This window comes from Candidatus Villigracilis affinis (assembly GCF_016705895.1).
Classification (GTDB): Bacteria; Chloroflexota; Anaerolineae; order Anaerolineales; family Villigracilaceae; genus Villigracilis; species Villigracilis affinis.
Genome location: NZ_JADJKT010000017.1, coordinates 1 through 21,900 on the forward strand (window position 1 = coordinate 1; position 21,900 = coordinate 21,900).

Consider the following 21,900-nt stretch of genomic DNA (forward strand, 5'->3'; position numbering starts at 1 on the left):
CTTTTTGATACGGCACACCGTCATCAATTTTTCAGATTCGGGAAATGACATGCCAAGCAATTGCTGCGGCCTTTCCATTTCAGCCACGAGGTAAAGCGTGTCTGTTGTTGAGGCTTTACCAGCCAGCGCGGCGCATCGTTGCCCGAGTGCTTCGGTTGCTTGTCGTCATGCGTGCGTGCGATGATCCCATCCGCGGTGACGCCGACCCAAACCGTTTGATCAGGCATCAGGTCGGTGGCGGTGAGCATCTTCGCAGACTTGCCCTTCTTCAAGCTGACGATCTGTGTGCGACGGCGATCACCATATGCGGATTTCACTTTCAGCAATTCATCGGCCACCACACCGCGCATCAATTTCGGCGACTTAACAAGCGTAGTCAATTTCGCCGATGATGCGGTCACTTCACTTGTATTCGGTTTCGATTTCTTGCGTTCAGGCGCGGCCAGGCGGCGCAATTGCATATCGAGAATGGCGTTGGCCTGTAACTCTGTCGCTTGTAGCGCTTCATCAGTTTTTGGCGGGCAGTTTCAACGTCTGGTGCGCTGCGGATAATCCAATTAATTCGTCAGATTCTTTAATGCGATCAAATATCCTTCGAGGATATGCGCGCGGGCTTGGCTTTTTCAGGTCAAATTCAGCGCGTCTTTTATGACTGCTGATTCGGTGCTCGACATAAACACGGAGCGCCTGTTTGAGAGTGAGGTGCGCGGTTCGCGCCGTCAGCCAACGCAAGCAGGTTGATGCTGAAAGTGGTCTGCATCGGAGTGCGCTTGTACGGTCGCGCAGCACAGCTTCCGGCTCGGCGTTCTTCGTCATTTCGAGGACGATGCGCATGCCCTGACGGTCGATTCGTCGCGCAGATCGGAAAGCCTTCCGAGATGACCATCGCGCGCCAATTCGGCAATGCGCTCGATCAAGCTGGACTTGTTGACCATGTACGGCAGTTCGGTGACGATGATGCGGCTCTTGCTGCGTTCCATCTCTTCGATGCGCCTTGGCCTTACCGTGATTTCGTCCGCGCCCCGAGCCATACGCAGATTGATTCCTCTTCGCCTTTTTCCTGAATGATAATGCCGCCCGTGGGGAAATCAGGACCCTGTACGAATTCCATCAACTGCTCAACATCGATGTCATCAAGTTTTTCCCAGCGTTCGATCATATATATGATCGCATCCACGATCTCGCTGAGGTTGTGCGGCGGAATGGACGTGGCCATACCCACGGCAATACCCGTTGCGCCGTTCACCAAAAGATTCGGAATCGCGGCTGGCAGCACATGCGGCTCTTCGAGCGTGTCGTCGAAGTTCGGGATGAAATTTACTGTGTCTTTGTTGAGATCAAAAAGAATATCAAGCGCGGCAGAGGTCAGGCGCGCCTCGGTATAACGCATCGCGGCAGGCGGATCACCATCTACAGAGCCGAAGTTACCCTGACCATCCACAAGCAACGTACGCATGGAAAAATCCTGCGCCATGCGTGCCATGGCTTCGTACACCGCAGAATCACCGTGCGGATGATATTTACCAAGCACTTCACCGACGATACGGGCGGATTTCTTGAAGGCCGTATCAGCACGGATACCCATGTCGTACATCGCATACAGAATACGGCGCTGCACGAAGCTTGAGTCCGTCACGCGCATCGGGCAGCGCGCGGGCCACAATCACGCTCATCGCATAATCGAGATACGATTGCTGCATTTCAGTGTCAATATCTATTTTTCTGACAATACCGAGTTCCATATCAAATCCTTTTTTAGCCGCAGAAAATGGGAAGGAAAGACTGCGTTCTTCGCGCTTTTCGCGGTTAATGATCTTTGTTGTGAATGAATGTTCTATTTCGGGGCTTATCTTACGGGAAAGATGGCAGTCGTCAAAGTGGCTTGACTGACTTCCCACCTCAAAGTAAATCACGCTCGCATGCGGGTCGCCAAGTGGTAAGGCATCAGCCTTCCAAGCTGATATTCGTGGGTTCAGATCCCATCTCCCGCTTTTTGTCGGTGCTTCAGTGTCACGTTTCAGGTGTCAAGTGCGTGACACTTGACACTGGAGCACCTGACCCTTTAACGGGCCCGTGGCGCAGCGGTTAGCGCAGGCGACTCATAATCGCTTGGTCGCAGGTTCGAATCCTGCCGGGCCCACACTCCATTCATGTTTCATGGGAAAAATCCTTTTTTCCGGTGTTTATCTGTGGTTACAAACCACATCCCAATCTCTTAATCCAAAAATCTAATGTACAATTCCAGCATGCCCTTGCTGTGGATTTCCATAACTTTATTACAGGCATCCTTGTTTCGAGCCTGTTCTCCTTTAGCTTGATCATATGGGGCGGCGCGGGATTGCCATCATACTCACGGCCAGTCTCTTTCTCCCCTACGCGGTTTTCCTCCAAGACAGCATTAAGATCGTATCGTTCGATAGAATTCATTCATATAGTCTACACATTCTTTTTCTTCTTTGGGGCAGTCTGGTATCAATTCCGCCAACCCAGCATTGACGCATCCCAAGTCGCTTTTTACAACGACCGCGAATATGAAATACTGGTCACAGGCAGGCTGGTGGAGCCACCGGATTACCGCGACACCTACACAAACCTGCATCTCAAAGTGGAAGCCGTGGATTCAGGCAGCGGTGACCTGCCGACACAGGGTGAATTGCTGGTACGCGTACCCGCCAACCAGACCTATGAATACAGTGAACTCATCCGTGTGCGCGGCAGGCTCAAAACCCCTCCCGAAGATGACGATTTTTCCTATCGCGAATACCTTGCCCGCCAGTACATTTATTCCTACATGCCTGTCGCGGAAGTCACCCGCCTGCCCTGGAAAACGAAGAATCTATTCTTTACCGAAATATACAAACTTAAACAGGCCTTGCTTAATAACACCTACCGCCTCTATCACGACCCCGAGGCTTCCCTGCTGGCGGGGATCCTCTTCGGCGTGGACCCAGCCTCACCCGTGAATTACAGGATGCATTCAAGAACCCGGCACCGACACATCATTGCCATCTCCCGGATTCAATATTGCCATCATCGCGGGAATGTTCTTCTTTCTTTTCAAGCCCATTCTCGGTGAAAGGCTTGGCGCGGTGGCTGCAATCATCGGGATCTCTTTCTACGCCTTCCTTGTCGGCGCAGACGCCGCCGTGATACGCGCCACGCTCATGGGAACCATTTCACTGGCAGCACGACAACTTGGCAGGCGCAACACGGGGTTGAACGCATTGGCGGCTGTTGCATTCTTCATGGCTTTCTTCAACCCGCTTGTGCTTTGGGATGTGGGCTTTCAACTTTCATTCTTCGCCACACTGGGACTCATCCTTTACGCAGAACCATTTTCGAATTTCACCAGCAACATCATTTCAAAATTCTCAAAAAGCGACACAAGCATGCTCACCCGCCTCATCAACGACTACTTCGTACTGACCTTTGCAGCACAACTAACCACCATTCCAATCATGGCTTATCACTTTAAACGCATCTCCCTTATCTCGTTCATCGCGAATCCCTTCATCCTGCCTGTACAGCCCGCAGTAATGGTCGGTAGCGGGCTGGCTGTTTTCGTCAGCCTCATCATTTTACCCGCTCGGCCAGTTGCTCGCGTGGATCGCATGGCCCTTCTCCATATACCATCCGCATGGTGGAATGGTTCGACAAGGTCCCGCATGCATCCATTTATCTTGGAGACTCGTCCATCTGGCTGGTCACCTCTTTTTATTTTTGCGCTTCTCGCTGTGACCTTTGGCTGGTCGGCCATTAAAGGTGGTTCAGCACCCGTAAAGAGGTGCTTCGTTCCTTCATCCTGACAGGCATCATCATGCTGTTATTTTCCTGCACACTTGTCTTTTGGCGCTCCGCCGAAACCGCAGGCGATGGAGAATTCCACATCACCTTCCTGGAAGTCGGCTCTGCGGATGCCGTGCTGATCCAAACACCCGAAGGCAGGAACGTGCTCATCAACGGTGGAGCAAGTGTCTCCGAACTTTCAGATGAACTTGGCAGGCGTTTGCCGTTCTTCTCGCGCAAACTCGACTGGCTTGTCATCGCATCCACACAGGAGGAATCAGATCAAGGCATTGCCGCGCATCATGGAAAGATATCCGCCCGATAATGTTTTGTGGGCGGCAATATGCAGGCTTCATTCGCCGCCAGGAGTTGGATAAATTCTTCGCGGATCACGAGATTCCCATCACCCGGGCGGGATCAGGACAAAGGCTTGAGCTGGGTGGCGGCGCATTTATCGAGATCCAGGCCGCAGGTCCGAAGGGAAGCGTGATTCTCATCGAATATAAGAACTTCCGTGCCCTGCTTCCCATTGGCGCTGGGGAAGATAATATGGGTACGATCAACTTTGGCGATGCACTCGAAACAAAAGTGGATGTGCTACTGCTGGCCGATTCCGGGTACGCGCCCTCCAACCCACCTGGGCTCATTGAGACCCTTAAGCCATGGTGGTGGTGCTGAGCGTTTCCGCAGGCGACCGGACGGACTGCCCTCGCAAGAAGTGTTGGAAGCCCTGGATGGCTACTCTCTGCTGCGAACAGACCGCAACGGGTGGATTACCGTGACCACCGATGGCGACACCATGCGTGTGGATGTGGAACGCGGTGAAATCATCGCAGCTCCATAGGAACAAAGTACCCTTTGATTATGCGGGTGGGATGCTAAAATACCGCCCACATAATCAAAGGAGAATGAAATGAAATCTAATTTAAAGAGTACTTGGCTTTATTATTATCCTGGCGCTAACTGCACTGGCCTACGCCGCCCCGAATGTAAGTTCACTCCTCAACCCCATGCCCAGCGATGATTTTTCAAGCGACAGCAGCGGCTGGGGCACTGGCACAGACAGTTCAAGCTCGGTCGAGTACGCCAATGACGGGTTGCAGATGATCGTATACACGCCCTTCTACGTCACCTGGTCTACCCAGAGCCTTGAGACTTTCGAAAACGTTCACATCGAAGTCAGCGTGAAAAATGAAAGCACCGATCCCGAAGCCCTTTACGGCATTGTTTGCAACGAATTGGGCTCCACTGAATCATTTTATTATGTAGGCATCTCCCCGGATGGCTATTATGCCTTCATCAAATCTGCTGTTGCACAGGATGATGTTTTCCTCAAGGAAGGCACTTCCGATGTGATCTCCGCCGCAGGGGGTTCTGTCCGCCTCGGACTGGATTGCGGGAATGGCACACTGGCCCTATACGTGAATGGCCAGCAGATCGACAGCGTTTCCGACTCTACCTACACTCAGGGTTCGATCGGCCTCTTCGCCGCCACCGATGACCAGGACTCAGGCACGAATGTAACGTTCGACGATTACATCGTGACAAAACTGGGTGAATAAAATTCAAGCAACTTGAAAGTAAAAGTCCCCGTGCATTTTCGGCACGGGGACTTTTTAATTGCTTTATCTTACGGTATGTTTACTGTAAAGCTCCACACGAGGCTCCACTCGCCGGGGATGCCGTTCATATTGATGGCACGGACGCGCCAATAGTACAGGCCGTTTCCAAGTGCGGTCAGTTCGCGGGTGGTGGAGGCGGCAACGTCTTCGACTTCGGGACTGCTGAAGTCTTCGTTGTTATCCACTTGAAGCTGATACGTCACGCCGTTGACCACGGCTTCCCAGCTGAAAGTGGTTGTAGCTGTGACTTGAGCGTTCTCCGAATCCGTTTCGGGCGTGAGCAGGGTCGGTGCGGCGGGTGTGGAGGTGACCGTGAAGGTCTGAACCTCGCTCCACGCGCCTTCAACGCCGTAGACGTTCATTGCGCGGACACGCCAGAAGTACGTACCATCTGTCAGCGGTTCGGGCAGTTCACGGGTGGTGGTTTCCGCAGTGTCGTCGAAGGCAGGAGTGCTGAAGTCTTCGGTGTCATCCACCTGGACTTGATAGGTATCGCCGTTGCTCACCGCTTCCCAACTAAACGTTGGGCTGGTTGCTGCGTCGAGGGTTTCATCGTCTGCGGGAGTGAGCGGCAACGGAGCCAGCGGCGGGATGCTGACCACAACAGTGCGCGCATCGCTCCATTCGCCTGCTGAGCCAAGGTCGTTCACCGAGCGGACGCGCCAGTAGTACTCGCCATCGCTCAACGGCTTGGACGGGGTGTAGCTGGTGGCAGACAGAGTCTGTTCGATCTCAGGATCATCGAAGCTGGCACTGTCATCCAACTGGAATTGATATTCCTCGGCGGCAGTGACGCTCTTCCAACTGAAGGCCGGGGTGCCGGTGTTTTGCTCGTCTGCATCGGCAGGCAGCAACAGGGCAGGCGCTTGAGCCGGGATGTTGATGCGGAACGGCCAGGCTTCGCTCCACGGACCGGGCGTGCCATATTCATTGATGGCACGGACCCGCCAGAAGTAGTCACCGTTCGTCATGGCATCAGACAGTGTGCGGCTGGTGGTCTCGGCAGTGTTGTCGAAGGACGGGCTGCTGAATTCATTGCCATCATCCACCTGGATCTGGTATTGGGCGCCGAATTCCACGGCATCCCATATAAAGGTCGGGGTGCCGGTGTTGAACTCATTCGAGAGCGCAGACAGCGACATCTTGATCGCCAGCGGAATGGGCTGGTTGACGCTGAAACGCCAGACCGTGCTCCACGGAGCCACGCCGCCATAAATATCGACCTTGCGAACGCGCCAGTAGTAGGTACCATCAGGAAGGTTACCCGCCGGGGTGTAAGTGGTTGGCACAACGTTCGTGTCGACATCCGGGCTGCTGAAGGTCGAGTTCTTGTCGACCTGAATCTGATAGGTGGCTGTACCGGTGACCGTATTCCAGGTGAAAGTCGGAGTCGGGTCAAGAACAATGGCGCTGTTGGTCGGGCCAGACAGGGTAACCGTACCCGTCGGCGCAACCGGCGTTACTGTGACCGTGCGGGCTGCGCTCCACGGACTCCAGTTCCCGGCGGCATCCTTCACGCGAACGTGCCAGGAGTAAGAGCCAAGGGAAATGGTCGGCGGCGTGTGGCTGGTGGTGGTCAGTTCGATGGAGGTATAGGTCGGGCTTAAGAAGTCCGCATTGTTGTCATACTCGAACTGATACTTGCTTGCGCCGGTAACACTTGTCCACGAGAAGGCCGGAGTGCCTGTCACAGATGCGGCATTGGCGGGCGCACTCAGGTTCGGCGCAAGCGGCGCAATGGTATCCACTGTGAAGGTACGTGAAGCGGACCATGCTCCGGCGACAAGCCCGGTATTGATCGCACGGACGCGCCAGTAATAAATACCTTCGCCAAGTGTAGTGGCGGTGTAGTTTGTAATACCCACGGCGCCGGTTACATCCTGTAAGATGTTGGCAAGAGCAAATGTTGAAGCATTTGCGATCTGGATCTGGTAGGTATTGCCATTCGCCACCGTACCCCAGGTAAAGGTTGGAGTGGTGTCGTTCGTAGCCAGACCCGCAACAGGAGCGGTCAGTACGGGTGCAAGCGGCGTGGCCGGGTTGATCTGCACCGAACGTGCCGTTGCCCATGGGCTCCAGTTTCCGGCGGCATCTTTGGCGCGCACCTGCCAGTAATAGGTGTAAGGCAGCGACGGAGGCGTGATGGTCGGCGGGGTGTGGCTGGTGGTGGTCAATTCGGCAGAAGTGTAGACCGGGGAGAGCATATCCGCATTGTCATCATATTGGAACTGATACTTGCTTGCGCCGGTGGCTGCCGTCCACGTAAAGGCCGGGGTACCGATCACACCTGCGCCATCCGCCGGGGTGCTCAAGGCGGGGGTGGCAGGTACGATCGTATCCACGGTGAAGGAACGGGAAGCGCTCCATGCACCGGGGGTGAGGTTGATGTTCAAAGCACGCGCACGCCAGTAGTAGATGCCGTCTGGTGTAAACCCGGACGCGGGCGTGTAGTTCGTCACCGCAAGACCCGTGGCAGATTGTGCCAACGGCGACGCAAAGGTGGAGGCGGTCGCAAACTGGATCTCATAGGTGATGCTCGTGCCTGCAACCGCATTCCAGGTGAAGAGCGGAGTGGTGTCATTCGTCACCGCTGAAGCCGCAGGGGCGGTCAACGTGGGAGCCACCGGAGTCGCCGCATTGACTGTCAGAGTGCGCGTGAGACTCCACGGGCTCCAATTGCCAGCCGCATCCTTCGCGCGGACGTGCCAGAAGAAGTTGCCAAGAGCCATGGCTGGCGGGGTGTGACTGGTGGTTGTCAAGTCAGCGGAGATATAGAAGGCATGTCCGCTGGTGGAATTGAAGTTCGAATTGGTGTCGTACTCAAATTGATACTTGCTTGCCGTGGCGGGAGCTGCCCATGAGAAGGCAGGTGTGGTGGTGACAACCAAGGCATCGGCTGGCGCGCTCAAGTTCGGTGCAGCGGGCGGAGTCGTATCCACCGTGAAGGAACGCGATGCGCTCCATGCCCCGGCAACAGCCGCGACATTCACTGCGCGGACGCGCCAGTAAGTAATGCCATCTGCAAACGGGGCAGCGGGCGTGTAGTTTGTTCCAGCAAGACCCGCGGCAGATTGTGCCAACGGCGACGCAAAGGTAGAAGCCAATGCGAACTGGATCTCATAGGTAGACCCGTTGGCAACCGTACCCCATGTGAAGTCTGGCGTATTATCGCCAAGCACTGCCGAAGCTGCAGGAGCCGTCAATGCAGGTGCAAGCGGGGTAGCAGGGTTGACCGTCACCGTGCGGGCGGTGCTCCACGGGCTCCAGTTGCCAGCCACATCCTTCGCGCGGACGTGCCAGTAGTAGGTGTTGGGTACCGGCATCGCAGGCGGAGTGTGACTGGTGGTCGTCAATTCTCCAGAGGTGTAATCGGCAACGCTTGGTGAAGCGAAGTCAGCCTCAAGGTCATATTCGAACTGATACTTGCTCGCCGTGGCAGGCGCTGCCCACGAGAAGGCGGGAGTACCGACTACGATCGCCGCATCCGCCGGGGCGCTCAGGGTTGGAGCGGCGGGCGGAGTCGTATCCACAGTAAAGGAGCGAGATGCGCTCCATGCCCCGGCGACAGCCGCGACATTCACTGCGCGTACGCGCCAGTAAGTAATGCCATCTGCAAACGGGGCAGCGGGCGTGAAATTCGTTCCTGCAAGACCCGTGGCAGATTGTGCCAACGGCGACGCAAAGGTAGAAGCCAATGCGAACTGGATCTCATAGGTAGACCCGTTGGCAACCGAACCCCAGGTGAAGTCTGGCGTACTATCGCCAAGCACTGCCGAAGCCGCAGGAGCCGTCAATGCTGGCGCGAGCGGGGTAGCCGGGTTGACCGTCACCGTGCGGGCGGCGCTCCACGGACTCCAGTTGCCAGCCACATCCTTCGCGCGCACATGCCAGTAGTAGGTGTTCGGTACCGGCATCGTAGGCGGGGTGTGGCTGGTGGTCGTCAATTCGGCAGAGGTGTAATCGGCAACGCTTGGGGAAGCGAAGTCAGCCTCAAGGTCATATTCGAATTGATACTTGCTCGCCGTGGCAGGAGCCGCCCATGAGAAGACGGGAGTACCGACCACGATCGCGGTATCAGACGGGGCGCTCAGGTTCGGTGCAGCTGGCGGAGTTGTATCCACCGTGAAGGAGCGGGCTGCGCTCCATGCCCCGGCGACAGCCGCGACATTCACTGCGCGCACGCGCCAGTAAGTAATACCATCTGCAAACGGGGTCACAGGCGTGTAATTCGTCCTGCAAGACCCGTGGCAGATTGTGCCAACGGCGACGCAAAGGTGGAAGCCAACGCGAACTGGATCTCATAGGTGGATCCGTTGACAACCGTACCCCATGTGAAATCTGGTGTGGTGTCATTGGTTACCGCCGAAGCCGCAGGAGCAGTCAATACTGGTGCAACCGGGGTGGACGGGTTAATAATCAAAGAACGGGTCAGGCTCCATGGACTCCAGTTGCCAGCCGCATCCTTCGCGCGCACATGCCAGTAGTAGGTCTTTGGCAGCGGCGGGGTCAGCATGGAGGGTGGGGTATGGCTGGTGGTCGTCAGGTCAGCGGAAATATATAAAGCATGTCCGCTTGTGGAGTCGAAGCTCGACACAGTATCGTACTCGAACTGATACTTGCTCGCCGTGGCGGCAGCCGCCCATGTGAAGGCGGGTGAGGTAACCGTTGCAGCTGCATCGGCCGGGGCGGTCAGGTTCGGTGCAACGGGCGGAGTCGTATCCACCGTGAAGGAGCGGGCTGCGCTCCATGCCCCGGCGACAGCCGCGACATTCACCGCGCGCACGCGCCAGTAAGTAATGCCATCTGCAAACGCAACAACAGGCGTGTAATTCGTCACTGCAAGACCCGCGGCAGATTGCGGCAGCGGTGATGCAAATGTGGAGGCCAACGCAAACTGGATCTCATAGGTGGATCCGTTGACAACCGTGCCCCATGTGAAATCTGGCGTGGTGTCATTGGTGACTGCCGAAGCTATAGGAGCAGTCAATGCGGGTGCCACCGGCGTGGCCGGGTTAATGTTCAGGGAACGGGTCAGGCTCCATGAGCCCCAGTTGCCAGCCGCATCCTTCGCGCGGACGTGCCAGTAGTAAACCTTTGGCAGCGGCGGGGTCAGCATGGAGGGCGGAGTATGGCTGGTGGTCGTCAACTCGGCGGAAATATATAAAGCATGCCCGCTCGTGGAGTCGAAGCTTGATACGGTATCGTATTCGAACTGATACTTGCTCGCCGTGGCGGCAGCGGCCCACGTGAATGCGGGTGAAGTGGTCACTGCAGCTGCATCGGCCGGGGCGGTCAGGTTCGGGGCGAGAGGCGCGACCGTATCCACCGTGAAGGAGCGCGCAGCGGTCCACGGGCCTGCAACACTGTTGACATTCAAGCCGCGGACGCGCCAGTAATGGATTCCTTCCGACAGGGCTGTGGTCGTGTAATTGGTGACAGCGCCTGTGGACGAAGACTGCTCAACGATTGTAAAGGCCGAGGTGGTCGATAATTGAACCTCGTACGTGTATGTGTACGGAGTTCCGCCTCCGAGCGCGTTCCAGGTAAGCAGGGTGGTGTTGTCATTGGTAACAGCCGAAGCTGCAGGGGTGAGCAAGGTGGGCGCAATCGGCAGCGGCGGATTGATCGTGATGGTACGCGCCGTGCTCCATGGGCTCCAGTTACCGGCCGCATCCTTTGCACGGACGTGCCAGTAGAAGGTGCCCAGTGCCATGACCGGCGGGGTGTGGCTGGTGGTGGCCAACTCGATCGAGGTGTAGGTGGGGCTGAGCAGGTCTGCATTGTTGTCGTATTCGAATTGATACTTGGTAGCCGTGGCTGGAGCCACCCAGGAGAAGGCCGGGGTGCCGATGTTCGAAGCTGCATTCGCCGGAGCGGTCAGGTTCGGCGCAAGGGGTGCAGTGGTATCGATCGTGAAGGAACGCGAGGCGCTCCATGTGCCGCCCACATCGAGGTAGTTGGTGTTGCGCACACGCCAGTAGTAGATGCCATCGGGCAAAGTAGCAATGGGTGTATGGTTCAAAATGTTGAAGCCGGTGGTGACATCCATTTCCGGTGAGGCGAAGGTGCTGAGGTTATCGATCTGGACCTGATAACGGTCGTCATCCATCACCTTGTTCCAGGTCATGGTCGGGGTGTTATCCGAAAGTAATGCAGAGGCGGCCGGGCTGGTGAGGACAGGAGCAGCTGTCAGCGCCGGTGTGACCGTGAACTTCGACGTAGGCGCCCACGGTTCCCAGCCGGTGGCAGTGCGGATCTGCAACCGCCAGTAGTGCGAACCATAGTCCAGCGCCGGGCTGGTGTAGGAGGTGCCGCTGGTCTGGTAGCGTTCCATTTCAATGGTAGTGAATGCGGTTGTCTTTGCGACCTGAAGGTGATATTCAAGCGCGCCCGTGACGGCCACCCAGGTAAAGGCCGGGGTGGCTGTGGTGACAGCAGCGTTATTTGCTGGAGCGGTCATGGGTGTGACATTAATGGTGCGGATCTCGCTCCAGGAGGAATTATTTCCAGCCGCATCCTTCGCACGCATACGCCAGTAGTAAACTCCATAGGGAAGTTTCTGCGCATCACTCAACGTATAGCTGGTGGTTGTGATACCAGATTGAAATACGTACGGGATCTTGGCCGGGTTGGTAAATGGTTCCGTATCCACTAGAAGCGGTAGGCAACGGCCCAGTGACAGCAAACACACTAAAGGTCGGCTTGGCGAGGGAAGTAAAGCCATTATTAACCGGCAGGTTCAAAAGCGGCGCATCCGAAGGAACGTTATCGATCGTAAACGTGCGCGTCAAACTCCAGGGGCCCAACTCACCGAGAAGATTGATCGCTCTCACACGCCAGGAATACGTTCCATCGGAAAGGTCGGTGGGTTGTTGATAGCTGATCGGATTCCCTGTGAGGGTGTTGAAATTCACATCCGGGGTGCCAAACGTGGCATCGGTATCGATCTGGATGTTGTAGGTGTTGCCGGCAGGGACGCTGAACCACGCGAAGGAGGGGGTTCGATCGATCATGGAAGCGGCATTGGCCGGGGTATCCAACACGGGCGCAACGAGCGCCTGCAGGATCGTGAACTTCCATGCGGGAGTGAAGGGAACATTCGTCCAGGCACCACCGGTTCGCACGCGCAGACGCCAGTAATGGTCGCCGGGCACCAACGCTGTGGTGGGCGCGAAGGATGTGCCGCTGGTCTGGTACCGATCTATTTCCAAAGCACTGCTGAAATCGGGTGTTTCATCGACTTGCAGGTTGTATTCCAACGCACCCGGGGTGGCTCCCCAGGTAAAGGTCGGTTTGGTGTTGCTGGTCACAAAGTTATTGACCGGGCTGATCAAGGACGTGATGTATAGGGCGCGGGGAGCGCTCCAGGCAGAGTAATTCGCGCTGCCATCTTTTGCGCTGGCGCGCCAATAGTAGACGCCTGATTGAAGCGCCTCACCGGCTGTCAGGGTGTAACTGGTGGTGGCGACATTGGGAGCTTCCACCAGGGTGGATGAAAAATCGGAGCTGTCATCCACCTGGAAGTGATACGTGACTGCGCCGCCGGGGACGGGTGAACTCTTCACGCTCAGATCCGGTGTGGTATCAGATGTATATAAACCATCCACGGGCAGGTCCAGCAAGGGCGCGGGGTTGAACTTCGAGAACAGATCCAGCGTGCCGCCGTTGAATTCCGCGGAGACTGGAGGCTTGCTGCCCACACCATCGGTGGACAAGCTGTTGGTATTTTGATCCACGCCGTTGAACTGGGCAATCTGAATATAGTAGGTTATGGAGGCATCCAGATATACGGTCAGGCTTGAGTCGACATCCCACGGGTTACCGCCGATATCATCGTTACAACCGATGGCTGTGAGACTGCCGCCGGGGGTACCGCTCCAAACCGAGATCATCGTGTCGTAATCGCTGCCGCTTGTATCGAGCAAAAGTTCGCCCGGCAGGGTGGTCGTGTACTTGTACCAGACGGTATTCCGTCCGGCACTGCGGCTACAGGCATCCAGCGGAAGGTCTTCGGCGCTTGCCGAAGCCGCGCGGACATCCTGCGAGGTATTTGCGCCCGCATTGTTGATGGTGATGTTGTTGGTAATGGTGGCGGCATTGAAGATGGTGTCGTTGGTGAGGGAGGTTGAGCTGACGAAATTAACGTTCAGGTTCAACTTGCCGCCGCCCGGGGTGCCGACATCGGTCAGTTCAATGTAGTAGGTGGTTCCGGAGGTGACCGGGATGTTTTCCACCATCACTTTGCCGGAGGCCAGATCCTGCTCGTTGTTACAAGCGACCTGAGTAAGGCCTGCAAGGCTGCCACCAGTCCAGATGCCGATCTCGACCGGGAAGTTGCTGCCGCTCGCATCGACTTCCAGCAAACCGTTGCTGGCCGGGGTGTAGCGATACCAGACGCTGTTCGAGTTGGTGCCGCCGCAGGATGAACCGGGGTCATCAACTTCAGAAGTGGCGGTCCAGGTATCCTGTGTGTTGGAATAAGGAACGGCGCCGATCGTGATGCGGTTGGCCCAGTTATCGTTGGCAGGAGCCGCCACGCCGTTGACGTGGAAGGTCTGGGTTTGGCTGGTGGTATTACCGCCATAGGTAATGGAACCTGTGAAGATGTAATCTCCCGTGCCCATATTTGACGGAATGGTGGCAGGCAGGGACCACCAGGTATGCCCCACAGCCGTGCTCAAGATACCGCCCCATTCAAGCTGCGGAACATGACGTCCTTCCGGATCGAGCACTTCCCAATTGAAAGTGGCGGCTGTGTTGGCCGAAACATCGTTGTAGGCATCGATATACAGGCGGATGTTATCGCCCGCGTTATAGGTGGGAGTGGTCTTGCTGATCACATCCGAAGGCGTGGAAGCTTCGGGGACACCGGGCCCACCATCCACCGAGGCGACGCCAAGGCTGGTGGTGGAGAAGGCATCATGCACTTCAACCGCCGTGGAGCCGGTCACAGTAAATGTCTGCGATTGGGTGGTCGTCATGCCTTCGAAGGTAATCTTTCCAGTAAAAGTATACGTGCCGCGAATGCTGTCATCTGGAATGGCATAGGCGCGATGCCAATAAAAACTGTTATTGGCATTATTGGAAGTATCCACAGCGGTTTCAGACATCTCCGGCACAACACGCCCGGCTGGGTCTGTAACCAGCCATTCGAAATCAATTTGCTTATTGGTCGGGTATTCGTTGGTATAGTAAATATACAATTGAATGGGGTCACCCGGAAGAAAAGTATCCTTATAGGCATTTGCCGCAACATCCTCAGCAGGGGCTGGGGTGTTCTCGCCGAGTCCCGATGGGCCTAAATCATCGGTGATGGCAAGTGTATCAAGGAAGACCGCGTCAGCGCTCGTGCGAACCGTGAACGTAAACGCCGGGCTCCAGCCGGTCTCACCCACACCATCGCGTCCTTTTACATGCCAGGCATAGTCTCCCGCAGCAGGTGACGTGCAGTATCACAATTAAAGTGCGCTGACCAAGCAGGCGTTCTTTGTATTGGGGGTATCGGTATCCCACCACTCGGCTTGATACTCGATCGCATTAAGCGCAGCAGCCCATTGGAGAATGGGGCTAAACCCATTGGGTTTACTTGAACCGTTGGCGGGCAAAAGAGCCTTTGGCGGGTTGGCAAGCAAATCACCATTACAGTTGGTGCTGTTCGTGAACACCTGCATGGATGAAACGCCGTTGTCGATCACACTGCTGGTTAATGGGAAGGTACCCAACAAGGAAAGGTCACTTACATCCTTGTTCACACAAAGCATTTCGCCGGTATTTCCGCCGCCGCCGTACAACATGACAGACCAGCCCGCAGGAACGCGCAAAGCAGAAGCCTTGTCATTGAAGGCGGTATCCACACCGTAATCCTGTGAACCGCTGGCCGCTTGCAGGCGGTAACCCGCATCTGCCCCGGCACCGGTACAGGCATAATCCTTGGTCCAATACAGGATCACACCGCCCGATTGCGGGCAGGCCGGTGCCAGCGTGATGGATTTCGTATCGACATAACAGGAACGGGAATCACCGGCAGGCATGCCGAAGGCCGGGTCATCACAGGAGATACTGGTGGTGGCGGTTTCGGTGGCGAAACAACCGTTGTTGGAGCCGAAATAAACCGTTTCGAGGCCGGGGAAACTACAGGTCCCGCCTTCATCGGCGCATTTGATGTAGCCTGCAGGAACGGAAGTCGCGTCACAAGTCAAATCCGTGCCGAAGGTTCCGTTATTCAAAACAGAGCCGCCCACATTCACCACAGCCGAATCGCTGACACGAGTCAGTGAACTTGCGCCAACCGTCCAACCGCCGATGTCAAAGCCATTGATCTTAACCTGCTTGCCATCGCGTAACACCGAGAAGTGAACCAGCGGCGTAGTAAACGTGGAACCGCCGCATAAGAACGCCGCAGCGCCGTTCGGGGCAATATCGCCAAGATACGCGCCGCGTCCCACCTGCTGACCGTCGGGGTCCACTTGAATATTGACCAATTGATAGTAGCTGGTACGCCAGCCATCGGGGTGGGTAATGATCACCCAACTGCTCAGGGTCTCCCCAGGGCAGACGATCTGCTGCGCATACCCTTCGCGGGAGGCGAGCACTTTGTTATCGGCGGGGGCAAAATCGAGCGCGCTCGAAACGCCCGTGGGGGTCGGCTGGAAACCGTCACCATGCGGGCCGGCAACCAGGGTCGCATTCACGCCGCTGGTCCACGGCAGGCCCAATTGCGCCGTGCCATCACCCTGCGCAGCCACGCTGTTGAAGGCGGTCACCAATCCCTGGCTCACCGCGCCGGATGCGCCCAGCGCATCCAAGGCCTCGGAGAACTGCGGGGTATATTCCTGTGAGATCGTCAGCGCATCGCCATTCTGTGTGGCTGTGAAATAATGAGCCGACGGACCGGCATCCACGCCATCTGGAGCGGGCACGATGAATAAACCGAACATGACTCCCCCGGCCTGTTCGATGGTTCGAATGGAAGCATCAACCCCTGAAGGTACATCGTACAACTGCCTGAGTTGATCCAACACCGCCGCATCGCTGATCTCGACGACGGGGACATCGGTGGGGACTACACTGGTGGCAGTCGGGTCCACCGGGACCTCGACCTGGGTTGCAAAAGTAAGCAGGCCGCCAGCGAAAACAGGCGTGCGGCTCAATGCCATATACACGGCTTCGGCACCGGCCACATACGGCGCGGCAAACGAAGTACCGCTCACCAGGCTATAGTCGCCGCTGCGATTGGTGCTCATGATGTCACGGCCAGGCGCCCACACATCCACCTGTGAACCGTAATTGCTGAACGTGCTGTGCAGTAAATTCGGGTCAATGGAACCGACCGCGATCACGGAAGGATACGCGGCGGGATACAAGGCTCCCTCTGTTCCATTATTACCGGCAGCGGCCACGACGATCACGCCGTTGGCAGCCGCATAGTTGATGGCATTCTCCAAAGTGCTGGATGGGCTCGAACCGCCGAGGCTCAGGTTGATCACCTGCGCGCCATTGTCCACGGCATACACCACCGCCGCGGCCACATCAGAATAGGAACCAAAACCGCTGCCGTTCAATACGCGCAGCGGCATAATATTTGCATTAGGCGCAACACCGGCAATGCCGATGCCGTCGTTCATATTCGCGGCGATCACACCGCTGACGGAACAACCGTGACCGAAATCATCCTGCGGCATGGTGTCGCTTTCAACGAAGTCCCAGCCGCTTACGATGCGGCCTGCCAGGTCGGGGTGCGAAACGCAGATACCGCTGTCGATCACCGCGATCGTCACCGCAGCCGCATCCACAGACATGGAAGCCCAGGCCTCCGGCGCGGCGATGGCCGGTAACGCCCACTGATCTGCATAGTGCGGGTCATTCACAGGCGCAACATCATCCAAAGCCGAGACATAGTAATCCGCTTCACTGGCCGTCACCGCATCCGATGCGGGCAGGGGAGCCTGCGCCACTTCCTCTGAAACGTTGACCACGATGGTATCCAATGAAGTGATCGACTGCACCACCGTGCCGCCGATCGATTCAATGTAGGCCGCGCGTTCGGCCTCGGTGGCCTCGGGCGCAAACTGAATCACAACCTGTTGCGGAACAGGCTGGGAAGGCGCATCGAGTTTCAGCGGTTCCGATTTCGGAACATAAGAGGAGGTTTCATCAGTTTGAGGTTCAGATGAAACTGCGGGGTTGCCGGTGCCCTGGTTCATCACCAAGGATGCCACGATAAAAATTACCAGCAGCACCGCCATTACTATGTATTTTATGGAGGGGTTTTTCATATTGCACTTCCTTTGTTATCAACAAAAACGTTACCACCCGCCTTGAGGCGGGTTTATTTTCAGGATATTTCAATTTTAGCGTCTTAAACCCCCGTTTGCCTTATAATTCACTTACAAAAGGGTAAAGGAATCACTGGTCCATTGGTACTATGTCAGACAAGTACAGGATCGTATTCATAACAGACAAAAAGAGGGCGGTCTGAAAGACCCGCCCACTTTCCTAAAATTTACTGTACTTCATTATACATACTTCTCATCATTTCAACGAAGGAAACCAAAAACGCACATCCCGGTATCGGATCACAAGAAACACCGCCATGATGATCCCGCCGACCAGAAAGGTCAAAGCAGGAAATATCGTGATGAACCCGATGGTGGGCGCATCCATCCCAAGCACATCGACGATGCGGCTATCGAACTGGAATCCCAAAAACGTTTGCAGGAAAGCCAGAAACCCCACCCCGCCAAGCGCCCGTGTAAACGCCCTAAAATTTGCCAGCCTGCCCACCCTTTGGACCAGGGTCCGCACCATGTTGACCAGCAACAGGCCGGTCAACACGAGGTCAATGACGAAAAAGACCAGCAGGGTAATGAAGGAACCTCCATTAGGCAGGCTGAACACATCGAAACTAAACAACTCAATGAGCAGCTTGAAAAAACATCCCAGGGCAAAGACACCCAGCAGGGTCAGAAAGAACTGCATGGCTGCCACCGGGGCGGGCAGCACCAACATGCTGCCTCTGGGGCGGTTGCCCAGCGCCTTCAGCAATTTTTCGGGTTCGGGCAGCAGCTGCGCGATCGCATCCAACCTTCTCACGCCGCTGCGCATGTCGATCCACTGCACCTTGGAGAGTTCGGGCGAGATGTCCTCCGTGGTCTGAACGATGACCGGAAACACAACCTGTTTTTCAGGGTCCGCGTCACTGTCTTTTTTGAAGCGTGAGAGTATCACAAAGACCGCTTTGGCATCCTGCAATCTTTCCGCATTTGGATGGCCGTATCGATCCAGCATACCCGTCAGCATTTCGGCGATCTTCGCATCCTGCGGTGCATGGTCAATGTAAAAAGAGGTGGGAGTCGGGTGCGGATTATTGGGCTTGTATGGGTTGGCGAAACGAGGCAGGGTGGCCTGCTCCTTGCCCCAGCGCTGCATCCCTGGAGAACGCAGCACGAACAGCAGGATCAGCGCCAGCGGTATGCCCAAAACGGTGCCGGTCATGATCACATTGAACTCTTCAGCAGTGAAATCGGCAATTAATATACTGATGATAAAAGCAATCGGCAGGAACAACAGCGCCGCCTGAACCTGCGAGAAGTGATAGTCGCGTTTGAAAATTCGATAGGGCAAGGGGATCAACACCCACGGGATGAGCAGAGTCCACAGGGTCGGCAGGGAAAAGAAGGCAACCCCCACACTCAACAAAATGGCAAGCCAGACGATGCCGGGAATTTTGAATCCAGTTTGAGGCACGGGGTGTTCTTCTGCGATGGGCTTGTCTATTTGAGAGGACAGTTCCCGCAAGCCTGTATTGAAGTTGCCGCGAAAATCCACCCATTCATATTTCTCAAGTTCATCTGGAAGATCGACCGCCTCGAACACCAGCAGGATGATCCGCTTCTTCTGTTGGATCACGCCCTTCCATTCCACTTCCACATTCTGTGAGGAGAGGGAGGCTTTAGATACCACCAGCAGGATCACATCCGCTTCATCGATCCCCTTGTGTATTTGGTCCCGCCAGGGCGTGCCGGGGATCAAACTGCGATAATCCAGCCAGACCTGATGGCCGTCATCCTCAAGTTTATCCACAAGGCTGTCCACAAATCCGATCTCGCGGCGCGAATAACTGATAAAGATATTTTTATTCATGGTACTCCTGCATAACAATAAAGAGCGTGCATGAAAATTATACCCGCGTAAAAGCGATTCCAGTCACCCGACAGGCTTTGCATAAAACCTGTAATACCGATGTTCATTCCTGCCTGAACCGCGCCATGGCATACACATCCGCGTATGTTCCCGCGCGGAAGGCATAGCGCGTCAGCGTGCCTTCGATGACGAAACCGAATCTCTGATACAAGCGGACAGCGGGTTCGTTATCGACAAAGACTCCCAGCTCGAGGCGCAGCAGATCGAGCCAGTGATCCGCCATATCCACAGCAGCCCGCATGAGCGCCGTCCCAACACCCTTCCCCTGAAAGTCATCGCGCACCGCCATACCAAGCTGCCCCACATGTTTGCGGCGCGGATGGTTCGGAGTGGTCTGGATCTCCAGCTGCCCCGCCATTTCATCGCCGACCATCGCCGCCAGCCAGAATTGAGACTCCGGTATTTCCGTCAAACGCTTGCGCCAACTCTCAACGGATGGGTATGGCTGTTGAAGCGTACCCCAGGTCACTTTGGGGCCAGCAAATACTTTTTGCATGGCTTCGTAATCAGAAGGCTCCAACCTGCGGATGATGATATCCATAAATGCAGTTCTCCTTTTTATTCACCCAATGCCAATTGGATCGCCTGTTCCATCGTCATGGCGATCAAAACGGTTTGAAGACCATCAACCAAAGTACAACGGCAGGAATGCCATACCCAACCAGCGCCCATTGATACGGATTGATCTTCTTGAGCAAGGCAGCCACTTCTTCAGGACTGGCAGGCGGTTCAGCAGGATATTTCTTACTCCCCTGCATGTAGGGCAACCCTACTAATCGGCGCAATTGTTTGATCTGTTTTTCGTTGACCAGACCCATCCAAACCACAACGAACAAAATCAAAACAATGGATAGCCAGATCCATGCTTTGTTCCAAATATGGATGAGGAAGGGCATGGTCAGCCCGGTAAGCCCCATGATCAGGAATGAAAGCATATAAGCTTTGAAGGTTGAGACAGCCAAGTCGAGCATGGCGCGGATGCGAACAAAATCTGTTTCAGAGCGGACTTTGAAGACCATTGCTGCAGCAGCGCCATGGGCAAGAAAGAACGTGAGTGCCGATAAAACATGGATAAACACAAGCCAACGGACAAGCATATTATTTCTCCTTTTGAAAACAAGAATGGTAGGACTACCCCAACGCCAACTGGATCGCCTGCTCCATCGTCATGGACTTGTCCTCCGCCCACAGCGCGGTGTACTCCATACAGAATTGCTATGATTAAACACGCCCACTGGAAAATAGTAATTGGTCGCGATTGATCGCTGCAGGAGCGTGAATCGCGATGGTTATTTTGAAGCGCGGCTGGTGCCATGGCTTGAGGGTGACAATATTCATGACAGGGTCACGCGAGTCGAAACTCACGACAAGCGTTGTACCCTGATCTCTGTATTCCCAGCGAAGCATTTCCCATAAATATTGAGCGACCTTTAGTTGACCCGCTTCATGCCAAAATCCGTTGACCGCGACATCGCGAACAGTGAAGTCTGGAGGAAGAAGATGGACTACCTTATTCAAAATGCGAAGTGGCGGCGGTGGATTGTTGATGGTGTCTGATTTCAGGATACCGCGCGCCCAGGTTTGTGCCCCCGCCAGTAAATTGTCCTGAGAGTCTACAGCAACAAAGAAGCGGTAAGGCTTTTTTCCACCAGCGGAAACGCCAAGCGTATGTACGATGGAAGTGGGATCGCTGGGCGCATACAGGTTGTGGTTTTTATAAAAGGCGTTCTGCTTGGCAGCAAATTCCTCATATTCGCGCGATTCAATTTCACGAACGGTAATCCCTGCCAGTGGCTTGGGCTTGCGGGTCAGCATGGGAACTAAACGAGCGTCAAAAGCAGATTCGGCAAATTCCCTGCACCATTTGCTGGCAACGGCATGTGAAGCGTGATTGTCATGCGCCATGCCTGTCCCGATCACGCAATCATCTCCGAACTCGTTCCTTACCTGTTGAATCCGCCAACTTGCAATTTGAAAACCAAGCCCATTGCCGCGAAACTCCTTGCGGACTTTGAGTCCATCCAGAAAGGCGAATGGCAAAACACTGCCGTTGAATTGAACCCTGCCGAACCGAACCGTTCCCATCCCGACAAATCCATCAATGCCTTCGGTTTCTACAACCACTCCTTTCGTGCGATATTCCGTTCCAGAAATGATGGCTGTGTATGGATCGTCCTGAAAGCGCGTGGTCATGTCGCCGTCAAATTCGGTCAATAGGTTGGTCAGCGCAAGGCTGTCAGATGGCTGCAATTCTCGTAGTGTGAATTTTGGGTTGCCCATAAAAACTCCT

At 55.5% G+C, this 21,900-nt stretch carries 19 protein-coding genes and 2 tRNA genes; 8 read left to right on the top strand and 13 right to left on the bottom strand.

Annotation, left to right across the window (positions count from 1 at the left end):
* Positions 1–23 precede the first annotated feature (23 nt).
* Genes IPI86_RS08445 through IPI86_RS08465 form a run of 5 tightly spaced genes read right to left on the bottom strand, consistent with a single transcriptional unit; the run spans position 24 to position 1,913 of the window.
* Positions 24–461: a hypothetical protein gene (locus IPI86_RS08445; protein ID WP_345297561.1), complete on the bottom strand. Its 438-nt coding sequence runs from the start codon at positions 459–461 to the stop codon at positions 24–26.
* Between the two features lie 46 nt (positions 462–507).
* Complete coding sequence (locus IPI86_RS08450; protein WP_345297562.1) at positions 508–834, bottom strand: hypothetical protein; 327 nt, start codon at positions 832–834, stop codon at positions 508–510.
* Positions 813–1,031, bottom strand: a complete 219-nt coding sequence (locus tag IPI86_RS08455; protein WP_345297563.1) for a DNA gyrase subunit A — start codon at positions 1,029–1,031, stop codon at positions 813–815. Before IPI86_RS08455 ends, IPI86_RS08450 begins: the two co-directional genes overlap by 22 nt.
* Positions 1,001–1,618, bottom strand: coding sequence for a DNA gyrase subunit A (locus IPI86_RS08460; protein ID WP_345297564.1), 618 nt, complete (start codon positions 1,616–1,618; stop codon positions 1,001–1,003). Before IPI86_RS08460 ends, IPI86_RS08455 begins: the two co-directional genes overlap by 31 nt.
* Positions 1,569–1,913: a hypothetical protein gene (locus tag IPI86_RS08465; protein ID WP_345297565.1), complete on the bottom strand. Its 345-nt coding sequence runs from the start codon at positions 1,911–1,913 to the stop codon at positions 1,569–1,571. Before IPI86_RS08465 ends, IPI86_RS08460 begins: the two co-directional genes overlap by 50 nt.
* Positions 1,914–1,921: 8 nt before the next feature.
* Here IPI86_RS08465 and IPI86_RS08470 point away from each other — a divergent pair.
* The 8 genes from IPI86_RS08470 to IPI86_RS08505 all read left to right on the top strand — a co-directional run bounded on the left by IPI86_RS08470 (position 1,922) and on the right by IPI86_RS08505 (position 5,348).
* Positions 1,922–1,991 (top strand) — tRNA-Gly (locus IPI86_RS08470).
* Positions 1,992–2,067: 76 nt separating this feature from the next.
* A tRNA-Ile gene (locus IPI86_RS08475) sits at positions 2,068–2,140 on the top strand.
* 117 nt (positions 2,141–2,257) lie between these two features.
* The gene (locus IPI86_RS08480; protein WP_345297566.1) at positions 2,258–3,076 is read left to right on the top strand and encodes a ComEC/Rec2 family competence protein; all 819 of its coding nucleotides are present in this window, start codon (positions 2,258–2,260) and stop codon (positions 3,074–3,076) included.
* Positions 3,042–3,806, top strand: coding sequence for a ComEC/Rec2 family competence protein (locus IPI86_RS08485; protein WP_345297567.1), 765 nt, complete (start codon positions 3,042–3,044; stop codon positions 3,804–3,806). The genes IPI86_RS08480 and IPI86_RS08485 overlap by 35 nt, the downstream gene beginning before the upstream one ends.
* A complete protein-coding gene (locus tag IPI86_RS08490) occupies positions 3,785–4,111 on the top strand; it encodes a hypothetical protein (protein WP_345297568.1) in 327 nt (108 codons plus the stop codon). Before IPI86_RS08485 ends, IPI86_RS08490 begins: the two co-directional genes overlap by 22 nt.
* The gene (locus IPI86_RS08495) at positions 4,111–4,464 is read left to right on the top strand and encodes a hypothetical protein (RefSeq protein ID WP_345297569.1); all 354 of its coding nucleotides are present in this window, start codon (positions 4,111–4,113) and stop codon (positions 4,462–4,464) included. Before IPI86_RS08490 ends, IPI86_RS08495 begins: the two co-directional genes overlap by 1 nt.
* A gap of 40 nt (positions 4,465–4,504) precedes the next feature.
* Complete coding sequence (locus tag IPI86_RS08500) at positions 4,505–4,630, top strand: hypothetical protein (protein WP_345297570.1); 126 nt, start codon at positions 4,505–4,507, stop codon at positions 4,628–4,630.
* Between the two features lie 166 nt (positions 4,631–4,796).
* Entirely contained in the window at positions 4,797–5,348 is a 552-nt protein-coding gene (locus tag IPI86_RS08505) for a hypothetical protein (RefSeq protein ID WP_345297571.1), read from the top strand.
* Positions 5,349–5,416: 68 nt separating this feature from the next.
* On the opposite strand, the gene IPI86_RS08510 is transcribed toward IPI86_RS08505, so the two are convergent.
* From IPI86_RS08510 to IPI86_RS08545, 8 genes are all read right to left on the bottom strand, one after another.
* Positions 5,417–9,625 carry a hypothetical protein gene (locus IPI86_RS08510; RefSeq protein WP_345297572.1) on the bottom strand — a complete coding sequence of 1,403 codons (4,209 nt, stop codon included), beginning with the start codon at positions 9,623–9,625 and terminating at the stop codon, positions 5,417–5,419.
* On the bottom strand, positions 9,622–12,060 hold the full coding sequence (locus IPI86_RS08515) for a hypothetical protein (RefSeq protein WP_345297573.1): 2,439 nt from the start codon (positions 12,058–12,060) through the stop codon (positions 9,622–9,624). The genes IPI86_RS08510 and IPI86_RS08515 overlap by 4 nt, the downstream gene beginning before the upstream one ends.
* Complete coding sequence (locus IPI86_RS08520) at positions 11,975–14,803, bottom strand: hypothetical protein (protein ID WP_345297574.1); 2,829 nt, start codon at positions 14,801–14,803, stop codon at positions 11,975–11,977. The genes IPI86_RS08515 and IPI86_RS08520 overlap by 86 nt, the downstream gene beginning before the upstream one ends.
* Before the next feature lie 63 nt (positions 14,804–14,866).
* Positions 14,867–17,683: a S8 family serine peptidase gene (locus IPI86_RS08525; protein ID WP_345297575.1), complete on the bottom strand. Its 2,817-nt coding sequence runs from the start codon at positions 17,681–17,683 to the stop codon at positions 14,867–14,869.
* Between the two features lie 256 nt (positions 17,684–17,939).
* Complete coding sequence (locus tag IPI86_RS08530) at positions 17,940–19,550, bottom strand: toll/interleukin-1 receptor domain-containing protein (RefSeq protein ID WP_345297576.1); 1,611 nt, start codon at positions 19,548–19,550, stop codon at positions 17,940–17,942.
* Between the two features lie 103 nt (positions 19,551–19,653).
* The gene (locus tag IPI86_RS08535) at positions 19,654–20,151 is read right to left on the bottom strand and encodes a GNAT family N-acetyltransferase (protein ID WP_345297577.1); all 498 of its coding nucleotides are present in this window, start codon (positions 20,149–20,151) and stop codon (positions 19,654–19,656) included.
* 64 nt (positions 20,152–20,215) lie between these two features.
* Positions 20,216–20,707: a hypothetical protein gene (locus IPI86_RS08540; protein ID WP_345297578.1), complete on the bottom strand. Its 492-nt coding sequence runs from the start codon at positions 20,705–20,707 to the stop codon at positions 20,216–20,218.
* A gap of 124 nt (positions 20,708–20,831) precedes the next feature.
* Positions 20,832–21,890, bottom strand: coding sequence for a GNAT family N-acetyltransferase (locus IPI86_RS08545; RefSeq protein ID WP_345297579.1), 1,059 nt, complete (start codon positions 21,888–21,890; stop codon positions 20,832–20,834).
* Positions 21,891–21,900: the final 10 nt, after the last annotated feature.